The sequence below is a fragment of the Mesorhizobium sp. M1D.F.Ca.ET.231.01.1.1 genome (assembly GCF_003999155.2).
GTDB lineage: Bacteria > Pseudomonadota > Alphaproteobacteria > Rhizobiales > Rhizobiaceae > Mesorhizobium.
Genome location: NZ_RZOZ02000012.1, coordinates 1 through 20,105, shown reverse-complemented (window position 1 = coordinate 20,105; position 20,105 = coordinate 1). Strand labels below are relative to the sequence as shown.

At 65.4% G+C, this 20,105-nt stretch carries 24 protein-coding genes and 3 pseudogenes; 18 read left to right on the top strand and 9 right to left on the bottom strand.

All coding sequences use genetic code 11. The features are described 5' to 3' along the window. The first annotated feature begins 127 nt into the window (after window positions 1-127). Both EN874_RS25840 and EN874_RS25835 read left to right on the top strand, forming a co-directional pair. Window positions 128-1,030: a S1C family serine protease gene (locus EN874_RS25840; protein ID WP_127427892.1), complete on the top strand. Its 903-nt coding sequence runs from the start codon at window positions 128-130 to the stop codon at window positions 1,028-1,030. A 6-nt stretch (window positions 1,031-1,036) separates the two neighbouring features. Continuing rightward, window positions 1,037-1,978: a LysR family transcriptional regulator gene (locus tag EN874_RS25835; protein ID WP_127427893.1), complete on the top strand. Its 942-nt coding sequence runs from the start codon at window positions 1,037-1,039 to the stop codon at window positions 1,976-1,978. Here EN874_RS25835 and EN874_RS25830 read toward each other — a convergent pair. Then, window positions 1,929-2,657, bottom strand: coding sequence for an SDR family oxidoreductase (locus EN874_RS25830; RefSeq protein ID WP_127427894.1), 729 nt, complete (start codon window positions 2,655-2,657; stop codon window positions 1,929-1,931). The two genes, EN874_RS25835 and EN874_RS25830, sit on opposite strands and share 50 nt — an antisense overlap. 155 nt (window positions 2,658-2,812) lie before the next feature. Between EN874_RS25830 and EN874_RS25825 the strand changes: the two genes are divergently transcribed. From EN874_RS25825 to EN874_RS25770, 12 genes and pseudogenes are all read left to right on the top strand, one after another. Then, window positions 2,813-3,412 carry a YdeI/OmpD-associated family protein gene (locus tag EN874_RS25825; protein WP_127427895.1) on the top strand — a complete coding sequence of 200 codons (600 nt, stop codon included), beginning with the start codon at window positions 2,813-2,815 and terminating at the stop codon, window positions 3,410-3,412. A gap of 325 nt (window positions 3,413-3,737) precedes the next feature. Continuing rightward, window positions 3,738-4,445, top strand: a complete 708-nt coding sequence (locus tag EN874_RS25820; RefSeq protein ID WP_127427896.1) for an SDR family NAD(P)-dependent oxidoreductase — start codon at window positions 3,738-3,740, stop codon at window positions 4,443-4,445. Between the two features lie 222 nt (window positions 4,446-4,667). Beyond that, the gene (locus tag EN874_RS25815) at window positions 4,668-5,876 is read left to right on the top strand and encodes an ABC transporter substrate-binding protein (protein ID WP_127427897.1); all 1,209 of its coding nucleotides are present in this window, start codon (window positions 4,668-4,670) and stop codon (window positions 5,874-5,876) included. After that, a complete protein-coding gene (locus EN874_RS25810) occupies window positions 5,873-6,685 on the top strand; it encodes an ABC transporter ATP-binding protein (protein ID WP_168247613.1) in 813 nt (270 codons plus the stop codon). The genes EN874_RS25815 and EN874_RS25810 overlap by 4 nt, the downstream gene beginning before the upstream one ends. After that, complete coding sequence (locus EN874_RS25805; protein ID WP_127427898.1) at window positions 6,682-7,386, top strand: ABC transporter ATP-binding protein; 705 nt, start codon at window positions 6,682-6,684, stop codon at window positions 7,384-7,386. Before EN874_RS25810 ends, EN874_RS25805 begins: the two co-directional genes overlap by 4 nt. 7 nt (window positions 7,387-7,393) lie before the next feature. Beyond that, window positions 7,394-8,281 carry a branched-chain amino acid ABC transporter permease gene (locus EN874_RS25800; RefSeq protein WP_126084622.1) on the top strand — a complete coding sequence of 296 codons (888 nt, stop codon included), beginning with the start codon at window positions 7,394-7,396 and terminating at the stop codon, window positions 8,279-8,281. 1 nt (window position 8,282) lies between these two features. Beyond that, complete coding sequence (locus tag EN874_RS25795) at window positions 8,283-9,242, top strand: branched-chain amino acid ABC transporter permease (protein ID WP_127427899.1); 960 nt, start codon at window positions 8,283-8,285, stop codon at window positions 9,240-9,242. 378 nt (window positions 9,243-9,620) lie between these two features. After that, a pseudogene (locus tag EN874_RS25790) lies at window positions 9,621-10,818 on the top strand (diaminopropionate ammonia-lyase). 13 nt (window positions 10,819-10,831) lie between these two features. Further along, window positions 10,832-10,977, top strand: a pseudogene (locus EN874_RS25785) (amidohydrolase); the annotation flags it as partial. 223 nt (window positions 10,978-11,200) lie between these two features. Beyond that, entirely contained in the window at window positions 11,201-13,321 is a 2,121-nt protein-coding gene (locus tag EN874_RS25780) for an EAL domain-containing protein (RefSeq protein ID WP_127427900.1), read from the top strand. An 87-nt stretch (window positions 13,322-13,408) separates the two neighbouring features. Next, entirely contained in the window at window positions 13,409-13,780 is a 372-nt protein-coding gene (locus EN874_RS25775) for a hypothetical protein (RefSeq protein ID WP_127427901.1), read from the top strand. A 175-nt stretch (window positions 13,781-13,955) separates the two neighbouring features. Continuing rightward, window positions 13,956-14,459 (top strand): hypothetical protein, encoded by a 504-nt coding sequence (locus EN874_RS25770; RefSeq protein ID WP_127427902.1) that lies wholly within the window; start codon window positions 13,956-13,958, stop codon window positions 14,457-14,459. Between the two features lie 136 nt (window positions 14,460-14,595). Here EN874_RS25770 and EN874_RS25765 read toward each other — a convergent pair whose 3' ends face one another. From EN874_RS25765 to EN874_RS25750, 4 genes are read right to left on the bottom strand one after another with little or no spacing between them, the layout of a single operon-like run. Next, on the bottom strand, window positions 14,596-14,913 hold the full coding sequence (locus EN874_RS25765) for a plasmid stabilization protein (RefSeq protein WP_126084616.1): 318 nt from the start codon (window positions 14,911-14,913) through the stop codon (window positions 14,596-14,598). 56 nt (window positions 14,914-14,969) lie between these two features. Beyond that, window positions 14,970-15,167, bottom strand: coding sequence for a hypothetical protein (locus EN874_RS25760; protein WP_127427903.1), 198 nt, complete (start codon window positions 15,165-15,167; stop codon window positions 14,970-14,972). A gap of 12 nt (window positions 15,168-15,179) precedes the next feature. Then, window positions 15,180-15,398, bottom strand: a complete 219-nt coding sequence (locus tag EN874_RS25755) for a hypothetical protein (protein WP_126084614.1) — start codon at window positions 15,396-15,398, stop codon at window positions 15,180-15,182. Window positions 15,399-15,424: 26 nt separating this feature from the next. Beyond that, window positions 15,425-15,916, bottom strand: a complete 492-nt coding sequence (locus EN874_RS25750; RefSeq protein WP_127427904.1) for a hypothetical protein — start codon at window positions 15,914-15,916, stop codon at window positions 15,425-15,427. Window positions 15,917-16,311: 395 nt separating this feature from the next. Here EN874_RS25750 and EN874_RS25745 point away from each other — a divergent pair, with 395 nt between their 5' ends. After that, entirely contained in the window at window positions 16,312-16,533 is a 222-nt protein-coding gene (locus EN874_RS25745; RefSeq protein ID WP_127427905.1) for a hypothetical protein, read from the top strand. A 55-nt stretch (window positions 16,534-16,588) separates the two neighbouring features. Here EN874_RS25745 and EN874_RS33835 read toward each other — a convergent pair whose 3' ends face one another. From EN874_RS33835 to EN874_RS25735, 3 genes are all read right to left on the bottom strand, one after another. Then, entirely contained in the window at window positions 16,589-16,765 is a 177-nt protein-coding gene (locus tag EN874_RS33835; RefSeq protein ID WP_168247612.1) for a hypothetical protein, read from the bottom strand. Window positions 16,766-16,931: 166 nt separating this feature from the next. Beyond that, window positions 16,932-17,828, bottom strand: a complete 897-nt coding sequence (locus tag EN874_RS25740; protein WP_127427906.1) for an alpha/beta hydrolase — start codon at window positions 17,826-17,828, stop codon at window positions 16,932-16,934. A gap of 92 nt (window positions 17,829-17,920) precedes the next feature. Continuing rightward, the gene (locus EN874_RS25735) at window positions 17,921-18,154 is read right to left on the bottom strand and encodes a hypothetical protein (protein ID WP_127427907.1); all 234 of its coding nucleotides are present in this window, start codon (window positions 18,152-18,154) and stop codon (window positions 17,921-17,923) included. 185 nt (window positions 18,155-18,339) lie between these two features. Here EN874_RS25735 and EN874_RS25730 point away from each other — a divergent pair, with 185 nt between their 5' ends. After that, window positions 18,340-19,059, top strand: a complete 720-nt coding sequence (locus EN874_RS25730) for a Crp/Fnr family transcriptional regulator (protein WP_127427908.1) — start codon at window positions 18,340-18,342, stop codon at window positions 19,057-19,059. A gap of 4 nt (window positions 19,060-19,063) precedes the next feature. On the opposite strand, the gene EN874_RS25725 is transcribed toward EN874_RS25730, so the two are convergent. Beyond that, window positions 19,064-19,366 carry a DUF982 domain-containing protein gene (locus EN874_RS25725; RefSeq protein ID WP_126084608.1) on the bottom strand — a complete coding sequence of 101 codons (303 nt, stop codon included), beginning with the start codon at window positions 19,364-19,366 and terminating at the stop codon, window positions 19,064-19,066. Window positions 19,367-19,413: 47 nt separating this feature from the next. On the opposite strand from EN874_RS25725, the gene EN874_RS33830 reads away from it, so the two are divergent. After that, on the top strand, window positions 19,414-19,557 hold the full coding sequence (locus EN874_RS33830) for a hypothetical protein (RefSeq protein ID WP_168247611.1): 144 nt from the start codon (window positions 19,414-19,416) through the stop codon (window positions 19,555-19,557). A 358-nt stretch (window positions 19,558-19,915) separates the two neighbouring features. Further along, window positions 19,916-20,105: pseudogene (locus tag EN874_RS25720) on the top strand (short-chain dehydrogenase); the annotation flags it as partial.

Genomic DNA, 20,105 nt, shown 5'->3' with positions numbered 1-20,105 from the left:
TCAATTTTCGTTGAACTAGTGACTGGGCCAGCACGGACCCCCCTTCTCCCGCGAGAGGGGTGGAACCCTTGCACCGCGTCCCATTGGCCATACTTATAGAAAAAGACCCGCAATTCAGGATCGACCGATGACCATCGAAAAAGTATCGCGCTCCGTCGTGGCCGTGCGCGCCACGGTTCCGGACGACGCCTTCACCGCCAATGCGCTGGGCACGCGCCGCGAGGGCAGCGGCGTGGTGATCCGCGACAATGGGCTGGTGCTCACCATCGGCTATCTGATTACCGAGGCCGAGGAGGTTTGGCTGACCGACCAGAACGGCCGCGTGGTCGCCGCGCACGCGCTGGCCTACGACCAGGAGACCGGCTTCGGTCTGGTGCAGGCGCTGTCGCCGCTCAACCTGCCGGCGGTAAAGTTCGGCAACGCCAGGAAGGCCAATATCGGCGACGCCGTGACGCTTGCCGACGGCGTGGGCCAGCAGGTCGATGCGCATATCGTCACCAAGCAGGAATTCGCCGGGTATTGGGAATATCTCATCGACGAGGCGATCTTCACCGCGCCGGCGCATCCGTCCTGGGGTGGCGCCGCGCTGTTCGACCGCGACGGCAAGCTGCTCGGCGTAGGCTCGCTGCGCCTGCAGATGAGCCGCGCCGGCGAGATCGCCGACATCAACATGATCGTGCCGATCGACCTTCTGACGCCGATCCTCGACGACCTTGTGAAGCGCGGCCAGGTGGCCAAGCCGCCGCGCCCGTGGCTCGGCGCCTTCTCGGCCGAGTCGAACGGCATGGTGGTGGTGATGAGCGTCGCCGAGGGCGGCCCGGCGGCCAAGGCTGGCCTGCGCCAGGGCGACATCATCTCCGACGTGCGCGACGGCGAGGTCGACGGTCTCGCCGACTTCTATCGCAAGTTGTGGGAGAACCCTGCCGGCGCCGAGATTCCGCTGCGCGTGGTGCGCGACGGCCGCGAGACCTGGCTGCGCGTAAAATCCGCCGACCGCAATTCCTTCCTCAAGAAGCCGCAGCTGCAGTAGGGCCGCATGCATCCAAGGCTGCTGAAGACCTTTCTTGCGGTCGCGCGCACGCGCAACGTCACGCGCGCAGCCGCCGAGGTCAATCTCGCGCAGTCGAGCGTCAGCGACCAGATCCAGGCGCTGGAGGCCGAGCTTGGCGCCGACCTGTTCACGCGCTCGCGGCAAGGGCTTGAGCTGACGCCGGCCGGCGACGCGCTGAAACCCTATGCCGAGGGGCTTTTGGCGCTCGCCGACGATGCGCGAGCCGCCGTCGATGCCAGCAAGGGCGAGACGGCCCCAACATTATCGATCGGCGCGCTGGAATCGATTGCTTCCGTAAGACTCGCGGGCTGGCTCACCGACTTCCAGGCCGTTCATCCCGATATCTCCATAAAACTGAAGATCGCCGGCAGCGGTGAATTGCTGCGAAGGCTTGGCGATGGCGAGATCGACGTCGCCTTCTGCTTCGACAGGTCCGGCGCCAGCGCGCCGGATGACCGCTTCGCCAGGCGTATCGTCGCGGCCGAGCCGCTGGTGCTGATCGCGCCGCCGGGCGAGAACCGGGCGGACGTCGATCTGGCCGAGCTTGCCGAAAAGCGCTTCGTCGCCACCGAAACCGGCTGCGTCTACCGCGCCATGGTCGACAGGGCCTTCGCCGAGGCCGGGCTCAACGGGCCGAAGCTCGCGGCCGAGGTCGGCAGCATCGACGCCATCGCGGGGCTGGTGGCGGCCGGCGCGGGTTTCGGCATTGTGCCGCGGCTTGCGGTAACCACGGCGATCGATCGCGGCGAGGTGGCCGAGCTTGCATGGCCGGGTCCTGTCCGCTCGGCGCAACTGGTGATGATCTGGCGCCGAGGGCGGGTCCAGCCGCCGGCGCTGAAGGCGCTGCTCGCTTCGGCGGACACGGGCTTCGCGCCGGTCAGGCCAGCCGATGCCCGCCCTCGACATGCAGTGTCGTTCCCGTCGTAAAGCCGTTGCCGATCAGGAAGCGGATCGCGTCGGCAATGTCCTCAGGCCGCCCGACGCGCCCCGCCGGCAGGCGCTTGGCCATGGCGGCGAGCGTCTCGTTCTTCGCATCGCCGGCAACGAACTGCCAGATCGGCGTGTCGACCCAGCCGGGCGACACCGCGTTCACGCGGATCGGCGCCAGCTCGATGGCCAAGGCCCGCACCAGCCCTTCGAGCGCGGCGTTGACGGCGGCGACCACCGAGCCGCGCGCCGCCGGCCGGTAGGCGGCGATGCCGGAGACGAAGGTGAGCGAGCCGGTTGCCGAAAGCTTCGGCGCGCCATGCTTGGCTAAGAGCAGCGGCCCGTAGAACTTGCTCTCCACCACCCTTTGCGCGGCTGAAAGCTCGACCTCCGGCAACAGCCGGTAGGCGCCCTCGATGTCGGCCGCGGTGCTGACGATATGGTCGAGCCGGCCGATACGCTCGAACAGCGCGGCGACCTCGGCCTCGCGGCTGACGTCGACCACCGCCGTCTCGAGCGCGGCCGGGCGGCCGAGCTCGTCCCGTGCGGCGCCCAGTTTCGCTTCGCCGCGCCCGGCGATAGTTACAGCCGCGCCTTCATCGAGGCAGCGCCTGGCAAGCGCCAGCCCCATGCCCGAGCTGCCGCCGACGATCAGGATTTTTCGATTGTCCATATCCATGCCTTTCCTTGCATGGACGCTGTTGTTGCAGGCGAGTGGGCGAAACGAAAACGGAAGAAACCGATAGGGCTATCGAGGAGTCCGATGGTGATTCAGTCAATCTCCCCCACAAGGGGGGAGATCGGCAGCTTTGGCGCCGTGCGAGAGGAACACCAATGGCTCCCATAAAAGTCGACCCGGACAAGGTTCATGAATTCCCCGATGCGGGAAGCTTCTACGCCTGGCTGGCCGACAACCACGCCAGCGAAAGCGAGATCTGGATCAGGGTCCACAAGGTGGGTTCGGGCCTTGCCTCGATCACGCCGAAGGAGGCGATCGACGTCGTTCTCTGCTTCGGTTGGATCGACGCGGTGCGCAAGTCGCTCGACGAGAAGAGCTTCCTGCAGCGCTACACGCCGCGCGGCAAAAAGAGCATCTGGAGCAGGATCAACATCGACAATGTTGCCCGCCTGATCGAGCAGGGCCGCATGACAAAGCATGGCCTGCGCCAAGTCGAGGCGGCCAAGGCCGACGGCCGCTGGGACCGCGCCTATGGCGGCTCAAGGGATATGACCATCCCGCCGGACCTGCAGGCGGCCATCGACGCCGAGCCGAAAGCAAAGGAGATGCTGGAAGAGCTTTCGGCGCAGAACCGCTTCGCGCTAGCCTTCCGCATCCACAACATGAAGACCGAGGCGGGGCGCAGGAAGAAGATCGAGAGTTTCGTCGAGATGCTTAAGCGCGGCGAGACGATCCATCCGCAGAACAAGAAATAGGCCGGCCGGAGCTATAAGCTGGCGCCGGCCAGCAGAAGCCCGAAGTCGGCGAGGCAGACCGCGCCGAGGCGTCGCAGCACGCGCCTGCTGGAAGAGCTTGGCGCCGCTGCGGCGAACCGTGAGCCGCTTCGTGGGAGCCAGACGATGCCGTGGGGCGATGGCAGGCAGCGCGCCAGACTGCGATGATCCATTCATGCAAGGGATCGCGCAATGACTGAAAGTCTTTCCATCTAATCATTCAATTCTGACCGTGCGAATGTGCCGACAAAGCCGCCGGGCGGCCAGACACCAAGCCCTGAAGACCAATGCTCCTGCGAGAAAGACGATGAATGCCAAGACAACGCATAACGGCAAGGTGGCGCTGATCACCGGCGGCAATCGCGGCATCGGCCTGGAGACGGCCCGCCAGCTCGCGGAGCTCGGCTTCACGGCGCTCATCGGCGTGCGCGACCTCGCCAAGGGCGAGGCTGCGGCAAGGACGCTTGGCGGCAGCGTGAAGGCCATCGCGCTTGACGTTGCCGCGCCGGACGCCGCTGCGCACGCGACGGCCGAAGTCGAGCGCCGCTTCGGCCGGCTCGACGTTTTGGTCAACAACGCCGCCATCCACTATGACCCGTCCGCGCGGGCACTTGGACCCGACTGGACGGTGATCCGCGAGGCCTTCGAGACCAATGTCTTCGGCGCCTGGCGCGTGGCGGTTGCCTTCGCGCCGCTGCTCGGCGCCTCCGGCCACGGCCGGCTGGTCAACGTCTCTTCCGAAGGCGGCTCACTCGCCTCGATGGGCGCCGGCGCGCCGGCCTATTCGACCAGCAAGGCGACGCTCAACGCGCTGACGCGCATCCTCGCGGCGGAACTCCGAAGCACCGGCGTGCTGGTCAATTCGATCTGTCCCGGTTGGGTCGCGACCGACATGGGCGGCCCCGGCGGACGCCCCGTCGCGCAAGGGGCCGCCGGCATAGTGTGGGCCGCCACCTTGCCGGACGACGGCCCGACCGGCGGCTTCTTCCGCGACGGCAAACGGCTGCCGTGGTGAGGTGGCGCGGCGCCGGCGTGCCCTATCCTCCATGCTACGAAAATAGCATTCTCGGCCCGCAAAAGGTGATGCTAGGTTCGCCGCCGGCACCAGGAATGCGGCGGAAGAGGAGGGACGGCGATCGGGGCGCGAGCCCGAATTTCCACGACATCGGACGGAACTGTTGAACCATTGCGAGGCTCGCCGCGTTTGACGTGGTTGGCCACAAGGGAGGAACCACCAGTGAAAGCATCCTATCTCGTCTCGGCCGCGCTCATTGCGGCATCCGCAATGCCAGCGGCGGCTGGCGAAATTTCCGACGGCAAGGTCAAGATCGGCATCCTCAACGACCAGTCGGGCGTCTATGCCGATTTCGGCGGCAAATGGTCGGTCGAGGCCGCCAAGATGGCGGTCGAGGATTTCGGCGGCAAGGTGCAGGGCGCGCCGATCGAGATCGTCAGCGCCGACCACCAGAACAAGCCGGACATCGCCTCCAACATCGCGCGCCAGTGGTACGATACTGAGCAGGTCGACGCGATCATGGAGCTCACGACATCATCCGTAGCGCTCGCCGTCCAGGGGCTTTCCAAGGAAAAGAAGAAGATCGACATCGTCACCGGCGCCGCCTCCACCGACCTCACCGGCAAGCAGTGCTCGCCCTATGGCTTCCACTGGGCCTATGACACGCACTCCCAGGCGGTCGGCACCGGCGGCGCGCTGGTGCAGCAGGGCGGCGACAGCTGGTATTTCATCACCGTCGACTACGCCTTCGGCTATTCCCTGAAGGACCAGACCGCCAAGCTGGTCGAATCGAGCGGCGGCAAGGTACTGGGCGAGGTGCGCTATCCGCTGGGCTCCACCGACTATTCCTCCTTCCTGCTGCAGGCGCAGTCCTCCGGCGCCAAGATCATCGGCCTTGCCAATGCCGGCCTCGACACCTCCAACTCGATCAAGCAGGCGGCCGAATTCGGCATCGTCGCCGGCGGCCAGCGGCTGGCAGCTCTTCTGTTCACGCTTGCCGAGGTGCATGGCCTCGGCCTGCAGGCGGCGCAGGGCGTGGTGCTGACCGAAGGCTATTACTGGGACCGCGACGACGTGAGCCGCGATTTCGCGCAAAAATTCTTCAAGCGCACCAACCGGATGCCGAACATGATCCAGGCCGGCACCTACTCGGCGGTGACGCAATATCTGAAGGCCATCGACAAGGCCGGCACCGACGAGACCGAGGCGGTGGCCAAGCAACTGCATGAGATGCCGGTCAACGACGTCTTCACCGTGAACGGCAAGGTGCAGGCCGACGGCTCGATGGTGCACGACATGTATCTCTACCAGGTCAAGAAGCCGGAAGAGTCGAAGAAGGATTGGGACTATTACAATTACCTGGCGACAATTCCGGGCGACAAGGCTTTCATGAAGGCCGAGGACAGCGGCTGTCCGCTCGTCACCAAGTGACGCTCGAAACCGCCACCCCCGTCCGACAGGGCGGCACGGAACAGGGGCTGCGGGTGGTGCTTTCCGCCCGCGGCCTCAGGCGCGATTTCGCCGGCTTCGTCGCCGTGAAGGATGTCGACCTCGACGTCCATCATGCGAAAATCCATGCCCTCATCGGCCCGAACGGCGCCGGCAAGACCACCATCTTCAACCTGCTGACAAAATTCCTGCAGCCGACCAGCGGCGCGATCGAACTGCTCGGCACCGACATCACCCGCATGCCGCCGGCGAGAGTGGCGCGCATGGGCCTGGTCCGCTCCTTTCAGATCTCGGCGATCTTTCCGCACCTCAGCCTCCTCGACAATGTGCGCGTCGCGCTGCAGCGCCCTGGCGGGCTGGGCTACCAGTTCTGGCGCTCGCTCTCGGCCCTCGACGAGCTGACGCCGAGGGCGCGCGAGCTGCTCGCCATCGTCGGCCTCGACGATGTAGCGCATCGTCTCGCCGGCGATCTCTCCTATGGCCGGAAGCGCGTGCTGGAGATCGCCACCACGCTGGCGCTCGACCCGAAAGTGCTTCTGCTCGACGAGCCGATGGCCGGCATGGGGCATGAGGATGTCGGCATGATCTCCGGCATCATCCGCTCGCTGGCGAAGGACCGCGCCGTGCTGATGGTCGAGCACAACCTCACTGTCGTTGCCGATCTGTGCGACTGGATCACCGTCATGCAGCGCGGCCAGGTGCTCGCCGCCGGCGACTACGCCACCGTCAGCCAGGACGAGCGCGTGCGCGTCGCCTACATGGGGACCGAGCATGAAGAGGGGCGGGCATGAGTGAGCCGCTGCTTGCCGTGCGAGACCTCCATGCCTGGTACGGCGAGGGCCACGCGCTTCATGGCGTCAATCTCGAGGTCTTGCGCGGCGAGACCGTCACGCTGCTCGGCCGCAATGGCGTCGGCAAGACGACGACGCTGCGCGCCATCATGGGCCTGATCCGCAAGCGCACGGGCAGCGTCACCTTCAACGGCAAGGACCTGATCCGCCTGCCGCTGCATCGCGTCGCCCACCAAGGCATCGGCTTCGTGCCGGAGGAGCGCGGCATCTTCGCTACGTTGACGGTTGATGAGAACCTCATCCTGCCGCCGGTGGTGGCCAAGGGCGGCATAAGCGTGGAAGAGATCTTCGAGCTCTTCCCGAACCTCAAGGAGCGCCGCAACAGCCAGGGCACGAAACTTTCCGGCGGCGAGCAGCAGATGCTGGCGATCGCCCGGATACTCAGAACCGGCGTCGAGATGCTGCTGCTCGACGAGCCGACCGAAGGGCTGGCGCCGGTCATCGTGCAGCGCATCGGCGAATTGCTGGCGACGCTGAAGAAGCGCGGCATGACCATCCTTCTGGTCGAGCAGAATTTCCGCTTCGCCGCCCGTATCGCCGACCGTTTCTATCTGATGGACCACGGCAAGGTGGTGGAGGGTTTTCCGGTCGGGCAACTTTCCGCGCACACCGAGAAGCTGCACGAGGTGCTGGGGGTATGATGGCCAAATGACCATGATCTTCGGCATTCCCATCCAGGCGCTTCTCGGCCAGCTCCTGGTCGGGCTGATCAACGGCTCCTTCTACGCCATGCTCAGCCTCGGCCTGGCCGTCATCTTCGGACTCTTGCGCATCATCAACTTCGCCCATGGCGCGCTCTATATGCTCGGCGCCTTCATCGGCTATCTGCTGCTGACCCATCTCGGCATCGGCTACTGGCCGGCGCTTGTCATCGTGCCTTTGGCCGTCGGCCTGTTCGGCATCGTGGTCGAGCGTCTGGCGCTGTCGCGGCTCTACCGTCTCGACCCGCTCTACGGCCTGCTCTTCACCTTCGGTCTCGCGCTCGTCATCGAAGGCGTGTTCCGCTTCTACTACGGCGTCTCCGGCAATCCCTATGCCGTGCCGGCGCTGCTCGCCGGCGGCACCAATCTCGGCTTCATGTTCCTGCCCAACTATCGCGGCTGGGTGGTGGTGGCCTCGCTCATCGTCTGCATCGGCACCTGGCTCTTGATCGAGAAGACCAGGCTCGGCTCCTCCCTGCGCGCCGCCACCGAGAACCCGGAACTGGTGCAGGCCTTCGGCGTCAACGTGCCGTTGCTGCTCACGCTGACTTATGGACTTGGCGCAGCACTTGCAGGACTGGCCGGCATCCTCGCCGCGCCCGTCTATCAGGTCAGCCCGCTGATGGGCTCGGACCTCATTATCGTCGTCTTTGCGGTGGTCGTGGTCGGCGGCATGGGCTCGATCCTCGGCGCCATCGTCACCGGCTACATGCTGGGCCTCGCCGAGGGCTTGACCAAGGTTTTTTACCCCGAGGCCTCGAACCTCGTCGTCTTCGTCATCATGGCGATCGTGCTGCTGCTCAGGCCCGCCGGCCTGTTCGGAAGGGACGCCTGAGATGAGCGAGGCAACCCTTCATGAAGAGCGCCTCGCCGCCTCGGTGAGGCTGGAACGGGGACTTGTCGCGCTGGGTATAGCGGCGCTCGTCGCGGCGCCCTTCCTCATCTACCCGATCTTCGTGATGAAGATGCTGTGCTTCGCGCTCTTCGCCTGCGCCTTCAACCTGCTCCTCGGCTACACCGGTCTGCTTTCCTTCGGCCATGCCGCCTTCTTCGGTGGCGCCGCCTATTTCTGCGCCTATGCGGTGAAGGCCTGGGGCTGGCCGCCCGAGGCCGGCATCCTGCTCGGCACCGTGGGCGCTGCGGCAATGGGGCTTGTCGTGGGCTTCCTCGCCATTCGTCGGCAGGGCATTTATTTCTCGATGATCACGCTGGCGATGGCGCAGATGTTCTACTTCTTCTGCGTCCAGGCGCCCTTCACCGAAGGCGAGGACGGCATCCAGGGCGTTGCGCGTGGCACGCTTCTTGGAATCATCGATTTGAACGTGCCGATGAACATGTACTTCTTCGTCCTCGCCGTCTTCCTGATCGGCGTCTTCGCCATCTGGCGCATCGTCAACTCGCCCTTCGGCATGATCCTGCGCTCAATCCGGGAGAACGAGAACCGCGCGATTTCGCTCGGCTATTCGGTCGGCCGCTACAAGCTCGCCGCCTTCGTCATGTCGGCCGCACTTGCCGGCCTTGCCGGCGCGCTGAAAGCTATCGTCTTCCAGTTCGCGACGCTCACCGATGTCACCTGGCAGATGTCTGGCGAAGTGATCCTGATGACGCTGCTCGGCGGCATCGGCACCATGGTCGGCCCGGTGGTCGGCGCAGGCCTGGTCGTCGGCCTGGAGAATACGCTGGCGACCTCCGGCTTTCCGGTGACCATCGCCACCGGCTTGATCTTCATGGTCTGCGTGCTGATCTTCCGGCGTGGCATCGTCGGGGAAGTGTATGCGAGGTGGCTGTGGCGGTAGGGATGAGCGAAGACGGGCGGCGCTTCACCTCGATGCCCAATCGCGCGTGCTCATAGTCAATTCCGAAGGCGCGACAGACCCCGGCCGCTATGCCGAGCTGGTCGGGATGACGCCGCAGGAGGTTCGCTGACGAAGCAACTGGCTTGAGTAATGTTGCCGGCCGCCAGCGAACTGATTGCTGTTCGGCGTGACTGATAGTGGGGAGGAATGCAGACGACCACGGCCAATTACCACCAGAAATAGTCATCTTGGAGGCATTCAGGTCCTCCAGCGCCGCATTCGGCGACATCAGATCGATACAAACTTCAATCACTTAGCCAACTCAAGCGGCGGATTCGCACCCGCCAGCAGAGTTCAGTGCCTCGAAGAAAGAATAGCATGCTGCTGCTCAACCAGCGCCGCGAACACAACCAGCCGCTGGTGGCGGCCGACGCCGAGTCCCTCGGCATGGCAGGCGCCGACCGGGCCGAGCATTATCTCAAGGCGCGCGGCAACCATACCGAAACACCTTTGTGCGCCTTGCCGGCACTGGCCGATGACCTCGGCATCGCAGCACTGCATGTCAAGGATGAGGGCCAGCGTCTTGGCCTTGGCAGCATCAAGGCGCTGGGCGGCGCCTAATGCCGTCATCCGGCTGGTGCTGGAGGAGGCCGGCAAGCGTTTCGGTCGCGCAGTCGATGTCGGCGAAATCAACAGTTCCGAGCTGCGCGCCATCGCCGCCCAGATGACATTCTGCTGCGCCACCGATGGCAACCATGGCCGCTCGGTGGCGCAGGGGGCCGGCCTCGTCGGCGCACGCTCGGTCATCTATGTCCATGCCGGGGTCAGCGCCGGGCGCGTGGCGGCCATCGCCCGCTTCGGCGCCGAGATCGTGCAGGTAGCGGGCGGCTATGATCATGCGGTGCGCGAAGTCGCCCGGGTTGGTGCCGAGCGCGGCTGGAAGATCGTCTCCAACACGTCCTGGCTGGGCTACGAGCGCATCCCCGGGCTTGTCATGCAGGGATATACGGTGAGCGTGCGCGAGGCGCTGCGGCGCATGGCCGAACCGCCCACGCACGTCTTCCTGCAGGCCGGCGTTGGCGGCTTTGCGGCGGCGATTGCTGGCCATATGGCGATTCTGCTCGGCGAGCGGCGGCCGAAGACCGTGGTGGTCGAGCCGAGGCGCTCGGCTTGCGTCTACGCCTCGGCGGCGGCCGGACGTCCGGTGACGATCGAACATCGGCAGTCGACGGTGATGGCAATGCTGGAATGCGCTGAGCCGTCCCTGATCGCCTGGCGCGTGCTGGCGCGCGTCGGCGATGCCTTCATGACGGTGGAGGAGGAAGACGCGGTCGCGGTGATGAATCAGCTGGCGCGACCCTTGGGTAACGATCCGGCGATCGTCTCCGGAGAAAGCGGCGGGGCAGGGCTTGCCGGTCTCGTCCGTGCTGCGAGTGACAAGGGCATGCGCGCGGCGCTCGGTCTCGATGCCAATTCCCGCGTGCTGATCATCAATTCCGAAGGGGCGACCGATCCCGGCCGCTATGCCGAGCTGGTGGGGATGGCGCCGCAAGACGTGCTGTTGCAGTCTGCCTGAAGGGAAGACGACGATGGACCAGCAGGCGCTTCACCGCGAGATGACGGCGTGGCTGCGCGTCTCCACGCCCGTCCCGAATTCGGCTTCGAGGAAAAGCGCCCCGCCGGCTTCGTCGCGGAGACGCTGCGCGCCTTCGGGTTGGAGGTCGCCGAGGGCGTCTCATCGCTTACCTGCGGACCTTGAGTGACACGCCGTTGCCGCTTCCCGACAATTGATTGCTCCTTTAGGCGTGATTGCTCTGCTGGCGGCCGATGGTGCGAGGCCCCCCTGTGGCCTGCCGGCCACTGCCCCCCGCGAGGGGAGATTGGCAGCCCCGACCCGGTAACCCTTTCTTGTCTGGTTTCATGCTCTATGCCCGGACGGGGGAAGGCAAAACCAGGGCATGGCGGACGACAAGACACGTAAGGGAAGGTTTTGGGCGCTGGCGCTCGATCGCGCCCAGCTCGGCCTTTGGGACTGGAACCTCGCGACCGGCGGTTGCTACTATTCGCCGACCTGGTGGAGGATGCTGGGCTATGCCGAGGGCGAGCTCGCCGACACCTCCGATCTCTGGCTGACCCTCACCCACCCAGACGACCGCGAGCGGGCGCTGGCGAGCGGCGACCGCCATATCGCCGGCCACACCGGATCGATCGAGACGGAACTGCGCCTGAAGCACAAGGACGGCCACTGGGTCTGGGTGCTCGACCGCGGCGGTATCGTCGAGCGCGACGCCGAGGGCAAGCCACTGCGCCTCATGGGCGTGCAGACCGACATCACCAGGCAGAAGGAGGCCGAGGCCGCGCTCGAGCAGATCAACGTGCGTTTCCGCCTCGCGCTCGCCGCCAGCGGCACCGGCATCTGGCATTACGATATCGGCACCAACAAGAGTTATTGGGACGCGCGCACCAGGGAGATATTCGGGTTGGTCAGCGACACCGACGAGGTGACGGCCGGCCTCTGGCACACCTATCTTCACCCGGACGACAAGGAGGCCACCGAGCGCGCGCACCTGCCGCCGCCGGGCTCGGAGAGCGTTACCGCCACGCAATACCGCATCATCAGGCGCGACGGCGAGATCCGTCATGTCGAGTCGCTGGTGCGCTTCATCGCCGGCGTCGGCTCGGCCGGCCAGATCCTCGGCACGGTGCGCGACATCACCGACGAGAAGAAGCGCGCCGAGGAGCTCGCCCATGCCGCGCGCCACGATGCGCTCACCGGGCTGTTGAACCGTGCGGCCTTCGACCGGCTGCTGGCCGAAAGCATCGCCGCCGTCAACCGGCTGCCGCTCGCCGTCTTCTATGTCGACCTCGATTACTTCAAGGCGCTCAACGACTATGCCGGCCATGCCGCGGGCGATATCGCGCTGAAGAGCGTGGCCGCCGGCATCGTCGCCAGCCTGCCGCCCTCGGCGCATGCCGCGCGCCTCGGCGGCGACGAGTTCGCGCTGTTGGTGCCGAACTGCGGCGATGCCTGCGCCGAGCGGCTTGCGCACGCCGTGCTCGCCGCCGTGCGCGACGCCGATCTTGGCTCCGCTGTCACCTCCCGCAGGCTGGCCGCCAGCATCGGCATCGCCTTCGTGCGCGATTCCAGGACGGCGGTGGCCGACGCGCTGGCCTGCGCCGACGATGCCTGCTACGCCGCCAAGGCCGGCGGGCGCGACCGCTTCGCCGTGTTCTCGGCCGAGACGGCCGCCAGCGCCAGCGGCCTCAACGCCGCGCGGCTCGCCGCCGATCTGGTCGATGCGATGGACGGCGGCAGGCTGACGCTGTTCGGCCAGGAGATCCATCGCCTCGGCAGGCCCTGGGAAGAGAGCCGCCATGTCGAGGTGCTGGCGCGGCTCCAGGGGAGCAACGGCAAGCCGATCCCGCCGGGTGAGTTCATGCCGGTAGCCGAACGTTTCGGGCTCGCCGCCCGGCTCGACCGCTGGATCATCCGCACGGCGCTGATGCGGCACGGCAGGGCGATCCGTTCCGGCGCCATCTCGCTCGGCTTCAACCTGTCGGCGCAGACGCTCTCCGATCCGCAGCTTTGGGATTTCGTCGACGCCGCGATTGCCGAGAGCGGCGCGCCGCCCTCAGGCATCGGCTTCGAGATCACCGAGACCGCCGCCGTCACCAATTTCGACGCGGCGGAAGAATTCGTGCGCAGGGCCAGGCAGCGCCGCTGCCGCGTCAGCCTCGATGATTTCGGCGCCGGCATGAGCTCCTTCGAATATCTGAGGCGCTTCCCCATCGACGCCATCAAGATCGACGGCTCCTTCATCGAGCACATCGCCGACAGCCGCTTCGACCGCGAGATCGTCTCGGCGATTGCCGGCATCGCCCGCAGCGTGGGGGCCGCCGTGGTGGCCGAGAAGATCGAGGAAAGCAGCGCGCTGGAGGTCCTCACGGGCATGGGAATCGGTCATGGCCAGGGCTATCTCCTGCACAGGCCGGAGCCGCTCGAGGCGGTCGTGGCGCGGGCGGTCGTTGGCGCGGCGCCGCTTGAAAGACGGCAAGCCCGCATGGGCGGCATAAAATGAGCAGCCGCTAAAATTGCAATCACCCGCTTAACGGCGCCGTAATCCGGCAAGGCAATGATCCGCACCGACGATAAGATCGGAGCGATCATGAAGACCCTTCCATTGCTGGCGGCAACCGCGATCGGCCTGCTCGGCATTCTCGCAGCGCAGCCATCCTTCGCAGGCTCGGACCATGGCGGCCAGGTGACCGTGACCGAGGATGATGACGACCAGGGCGCCGCCGCCGGCAATGACGGCGACCGCGACGTCGCCGAGAATGAGGACACCGGCCATGAAGGCGAGGGCGCCGATTCCGGCTCGCATCAGGACGACCAAGGCGACAACGAGGACGGTGATCACCAGAGCGCCGATCACGATAGCGACAGCGGCGGCGACGATGGCGGCGACGGCGGCAGCCATGATGGCGGGGCCGGCGGGAGCGGTGGGGACAGCGGCAGCCATGACGGCGGCGACGACTGAGCGGCGGCGCCACAGCCGCCCGCCGGTCACGCGCGCAGGTTGAGCAGCCTAGGAGATTCTTGAGATATAAGCGGCTATCACCTTGCCGAACCGATTTCATTCTGCTCGAGACATGATGTCTTGGCTCGACTGTCCGGCGCCCTTCCATGACGGACTGGTACCGTTGGGGCCGAGAATGTCTCCGCTATCCGTGCTGAACAACACTGCCCTGCCGATCCTGCAGCCGCAGCGCCCGCCGGCGACGGCCAGATCGGCCACAGACAGCCTCGCTGGATCCGGCTCGTCGCTGGTCCAGGCGCCGGCTGGCATTTCTCAATCCATGTTCAGCGTGAACAGCCTCAACGTCACGGCGACGAAAGTCCGGCTGATGGAGCGTGCGGGCAAGGAGTTCGGCCTCGACCAGGCCGACTACGAGTCCGTGTTTTCCTACGGTTCGGCCGTCAAGAATGCGGTCGAGGCATTGAAGCGGCAATCGCCCTCGGCGATTGCCGAGATCGAAAGGCAGCTCGGCTTGGACCAGCTTGGCATTTCGCTCGATACGCTGGTCAATGCGATCGTCGATCCGACTGGCGGCGACCGCGACCCGCTGGACGCCGCGCCGGAGAAGCACCTGGGCGAGATCGCCGGGGACGAGGCCGCTTGGATCCAGCCTGATGAGATCGGGCTCTACGGCGGCTGAGGCTGATCCCCCCGCTTGAAGGAAGGATGTCACCGAGGGCGTCTCACGTCGAGGGCGACGCACGTCGCTTTGCGAGGCGACTTCTGGCCGGCCATCTCCGCCTTAACGGGGGAGACTAAACCGAGACTAAACCCGTTCAGTGATGCGTGTGGCTCTCGTTGCGCTTGCGGGTCGCCGCCGCCTTCTTGGCCGAAGCCGAACGCGCCGCGGCCGGTCGGTCGCCGGAAGCCTTGCCGCCGATCCGCCCGCCCTTATGCGCCGCCGGATTGCCGGTGTGCTTGCCGCGGCCGGAGCCGCCTTCCTTCTTGCCGCCGGCATCGTCCTTGTTGACGGTCGCCCAGGCGCGCCGCTCGGCTTCCTTCTCGGACACGCCGCGCTTCTCATAGCCTTCGGCGATGTGGTCGGCCTTGCGCTCCTGCTTGTCGGTGTATTTCGATTTGTCTCCGCGTGGCATTTTTCTTCTCCTGTTGCGCTGAGTGAAGTTCAAGGTGTGAAGACCTGGGATTGGTCTTAGGTGCCTTTCTTCTTGGCGACGTCGCCCAGGTCGGACCGTTCCGGATCCTTGTTATTCTCGCCGGCGGCGTCGCGATCCTCGTCTGGATCGTCCTTGGCCGGCAGGTAGCCGGGTGGCCGGCTCTCTTTTGGGCCTTCCCAGCGCGGCCACTGATCGGAAGTTCCCGGTGGCCCTTTCTTCGGTGAATTGCTCATTTTTGCCTCGCTTCAGCCCTCGGCCTTCATGGTGCGAGCGATCCTCATGAGCTTGTCTCGATCATGACCGTGCTCGCGGATCAATTCACGCGCCTGCTTCGGCGAAAGATCGCTGTTTTCCGCCAGGAACCGCACATCCGGATCCTCGCCGCCCTTGGTCGGCAACCGGCCGGGGGACGGCGAATGACCGGCACCAGGTCGGTTCGGGATATTGTCGTTTGCCTGGTTCATCGCAGGCCTCCTTTGTTGTCGCCGCGCTAGCCGGCCTTCTCCGGCCCGCGGCGCGCCTCCTTCTTGCGACGCAGCACCTCGTCGGTTCCGACGATGTCCTTCGAGCCACCGGTGATGGAGGTCGAAACGACCGCCGGCGGGTCGCTCGCCGGAAAACTGTCCTCCAGACCGGACTGCAACTGCTCTTCCAGCGTCTCCGGGTTCTCGGAGCGCCCGGCCGTGCGGCGCTCCTCGATCTCTTCCAGGTCGTGCTTGGCGTCGGGATGCTCACGCACGTTGCGCAGCGTCGACACCACGAGCTCGACCGCGAACTCCTTCATCGCCTCGCCGTCGGGCGCGGCGACGACGGTTTCCTCGATAAGGCGCACGAGCGACGTTTCGATCTTATCCAACTCCTTCATGCCCTGGCTGCGTGCCAGCCTCTGGGTCAGCGAATGGATCAACAGCGGAGCGAAGGTCGAATAGGCATGCGTGCGTGCCTCGTCGACGCGATCGGGGTGAAGGGCGTGCACGGACATCGGTTCCTCCGTTGAGACATCCGCCTGGACGGCGGCGAGCCGCGGCGTGTTTCTGAGGAACCGGGGGGAGGCGAAGAAGTTCCAACCACGGAGAGCGCCGTACCCGGAGGCCGCGCGCCGCGACCATCGCGCCGTCCAGCGCTCCATGAGGGGCCACGGTCCGAACCGTTCCTGCGACTGAAGTCCGAGCGTCCCGCGCATTGGGCCGTCGCCGGCAACCAAAGCGGAAGCTTCGAGTTGGTGAGCGGTCGCCGATGGACCCCTCCGTCGGCGGCATTTGGGTGTCCGCCATTCCGCGCAACGGCGGGCACCCAAGGCCATCGAACCGAAACTAAACCATCGGAATGAGGAAGCCGCGTTGCCGGTTTCGAAAGTGAGACGACGATTTGACCTCTATGTCTGCCAAGCCCAAAGCGCGAGATGCTGAAAGCCACGCCGCAAACGACAATCATCTCTACGCTCTCGCCGAAATCTCGATCCTCCAATTCATCAACGATGACGACGTCGGCGACATTGCCAGGCGCACCGAGCGCCTAGGCAATGCGGTGGTGATCGCGATGGCGCTCTGCCTGATCGTGGCGCCGGCGATCTATCTCACGGTGGTCTACGGAATATAGCAGCCGGGCGCCCGCTAACCGGGTTGTCGCCAACCTAGTAACGGAAGGCGGCAGCTTACCGGGCTTTCAGGAAGCCGGCCCGTCGCAGCAGTGAAGGCCAATCGGTGCCGACCAGCTTGATCAGCTTCCGCGCTTCCGCGTTGGAAATCCCGGTCGCTTGTGTCAATTGGGAGACGAGCACCGCGATTTCGACCTTCTTCTTCGAGCTTGCTTCGCCGCTATGCCTAATCATAACGGTTCTCCTTGGACCTCGAACGGCAAGGGAGGAAGAATGTTTCATCACAATGGACCCTGAGCAAAAAATCTGGGGCCAGGAGCAAATCTGGCACCGGCTTGCGCCTGCCGGTTGATCCTCTGGCTGCGACCGGCAAGTGCCGGCAGGACCCACTTGCGGTCCGCTACCTCTCCGGCGAGCGAAAATCACACAGCGCTGCTACGGTTTCGTCCGGAAATTCCTCCGGAAAGAAATGCCCGCCGGGCATCGCCCCACCGCTGACATTGTCAGCCCACTTCCGCCACAGTGCCAGCGGTCCGCCTTCTTGAAGGTACCACTCGGCGAGCGCGCCATGGCCGCTCCATAGCGCCAGCACCGGGCAGCCGATGCGCCGGCCGGCTGCCCGGTCCGCATGGTCGTGCTCGCGGTCGAGCGTCGCCGCCGCACGGTATTCCTCGCAGATGGCGTGCGCATGAGCCGGATCGCGCAAGGCATCGGCATAGGCCTGCCGGACCTCGGCGGGAAAGGCGGCGGGCGAGGAGCCCCAGCCGGCCAGCGCATTGTCGACGATCGCATCCGCGGCCATTCCCATGATCGCTTCCGGCAGCGGCGCGGCTTGCGCCAGCAGCGACCATGGCCAATAGCCCAGCGCCAGCCGGGCGTCGGCCAAGTCCCACGCATCGGCGGTGGGTATGATGTCGAGCACGGCTAGCTTGTCGACGCGGTCGGAGTGGTCGAGCGCCAGCCGATAGGCGACGCGGCCGCCGCGATCGTGCCCGGCGACCATGAATCGGGAAAAGCCGAGCTTCGTCATCAGCGCCGCAAGGTCGGCAGCCATGGCGCGCTTGGCGTATGGCGCATGATCCGGATCGGACGGCGGGCAGGAGCTTTTCCCGTAGCCGCGCAGGTCGGCGCAGACGACGCGGAAGCGGTCAGTGAGCTTCGGCCCCACGTCGCGCCACATCAGATGCGTTTCGGGGAAGCCATGCAGCAGAAGCAGCGCGGGGCCGCCGCCGGCGATCCGGATGAATATCCGTGCCCCGCCAGTGTCGACCTCGGCACTTTCGAAATCGTCGAACATGCTTTGCCTCCGGCAGGCGGAACGCGATGAGGCTGGGGATGGTTGCCGCGACCGCCGGCCGAAGCGTCCTTTCGGCTCGCGCCTCGCGATGTTCAGCTCCACGCGGAATCGAGCGTCAGGGATGCCTCGAATATCTGGTCCCTCTTCTGGTTCCGGACTTTGACGGTGATCTTGAGACGATCCCCGCCCAGCGCCTCGTCGCGCACAACATCATGCAGTATCCGCAGTGCTTCCATGCGCGCACTCTCGCGGTCGGGAAAAAGCTGCCCTTCGGCGTCCTTCTGGGTGCTTTCGGTGTTGTAGAGGTCGAAGTAGAAGCGTTCCATCGGCACCGCCTTTGCCGTCTATCTTGACGATCAATCCATCGCTTCGATCATGGTTCCAGGCGACTGATCCCGAGAACAGTTCGGGCCGTCGCGATCTCCTGCTACGGCCGATTTCACGACTGCTCCCCTGCAACCAGTCCCGGTCCTCCAACGTTAGGTTTCGCTAACGGAGGATGGAAATCCGAATGCTGGATTCCCTTTATCTCAACCTTGGCCAGCACGACGCCCTGTCGGACGAGGAAAAGGCACTGCTGGCCGGCGCAATGTCGGTCGAGAAGTATTTCCTCACCGGCGAGGACATTGTCCCGGAAGGATCGAGGCCGAGCGTCAGCACGTTGATCGTCGATGGGCTCGCCGCGCGCTACAAGGTGCTCGAGGATGGCGGCAGGCAGTTCACATCTCTGCAGGTGGCCGGCGATTTCGTCGACCTGCATGCCTTTCTCCTGAAGACCATGGACCATGGCATCATCGCGCTTTCGCCCTGCCATGTGGTGGCGGCTGATCACAGCAAGCTGCGCGCGATCACCGAGCAGGCGCCGCATCTCACCAGGCTCTTGTGGCTGGATACGCTTGTCGACGGCGCCATCCACCGCGAATGGATCGTGGCCATGGGGCGCCGTTCCAAGACCTCGCATCTGGCGCATCTCATCTGCGAGTTGTTGGTCAGGCTTCAGGTCGTGAAGAAGACCCGCGACATGAGTTTCCATCTGCCGCTGTCGCAGGCTGAGCTCGCCGACGTGCTCGGCCTCTCGGTCGTGCATATGAACCGGGTCATCGGCGCGTTGCGGCGCATGAATGTGATCAACTGGGTGAGCCAAACGGTCACGATCGTCGACTGGCCGCGTCTCGTCGAGATCGCGGAATTCGACCCGACCTATCTCAGCATGACCAACGAGCCGAGGTGAGGTTCTACTCCGGTGGGGCCTTGCCATCGCGCGACCACAGCGCGTCGAGCATGGTGAGCGCCGCACTCCGGTCGCTCACCCTCAGGAGACCCTGCTCGGCTGCGGCCTTCTTGAAGGCCGCGAAAGCCACCGCCGGACGGCAGATACCGGCCATGGCGTCGTCAACCAGCCGCGCCGCCGCGAGATAGTCCGGGGCCTGCTTGTCCTTCCATGTACCGTTCAACGCCTTCTTTGCGTCGGCGACCGAGCAAACCACCATCGAGCCGCCATTGTGGAAGCGGATGGCGAGCGGCAGGAACCGGCTCATTTCTTGGTCACCATCCAAGCCATTCATGCGCGCGCCAGGCGCGGCCGATGAAAGGCACCGCGGTCAGTGCCGCCGCCAGGATGAAAATGGGATTGCTCATGCGAATGGATTTCATGTTTGCCTCCACCACGATTGGGATCGCCATAAACGAAGATGCGGCCGGCCGGTTGCATCCGATCGGCCAGGGCTGACGCAAGGGCGAGTTACATATTGCTCGCGGGCCGGATGGGAGGCGCCGGACGGTGGGGCGGGCGCGGGCGCACTCTCAGCGGCACGTCGGCGAGCGAGGCCCGGATCGGCTTAAGAGGGGCGATCGGCGCGGCGGCACGCTGGTGCACAAATGCAGCCGAAAGCCTGCCGACCAGATTTCGAACGACCATGGAACTCTCCTCCTACAGAGTCCCCCAAAACATCGATCGATTAGCAGCTATGGCGAGCGCCCGCATTTAACTTTGATATAGCGCGCGCCGTGGCCACGCGGCCGAGCTCGCCCCGGCGAAAGCCAACCTTTTCCCCCGGCATGCGTTGTCTTTCGAAAAGGAGATGGCGATGTCGACCGATATCCGATCCAAATCCGATAGCGCGAAGACGGCGAGCCGGCAGCGCAGCGTGCAGCGCAAGGTCGATGCGATCGACCGTGCCAAGCCAAAGGCAAAGCAGGAGGGCGCCATGCAGGCCGGCGCGCGCAAATATCCGGTGCCGCCTTTTCCGAAGCAGCATCACCCGAAGCCCGGCGAGG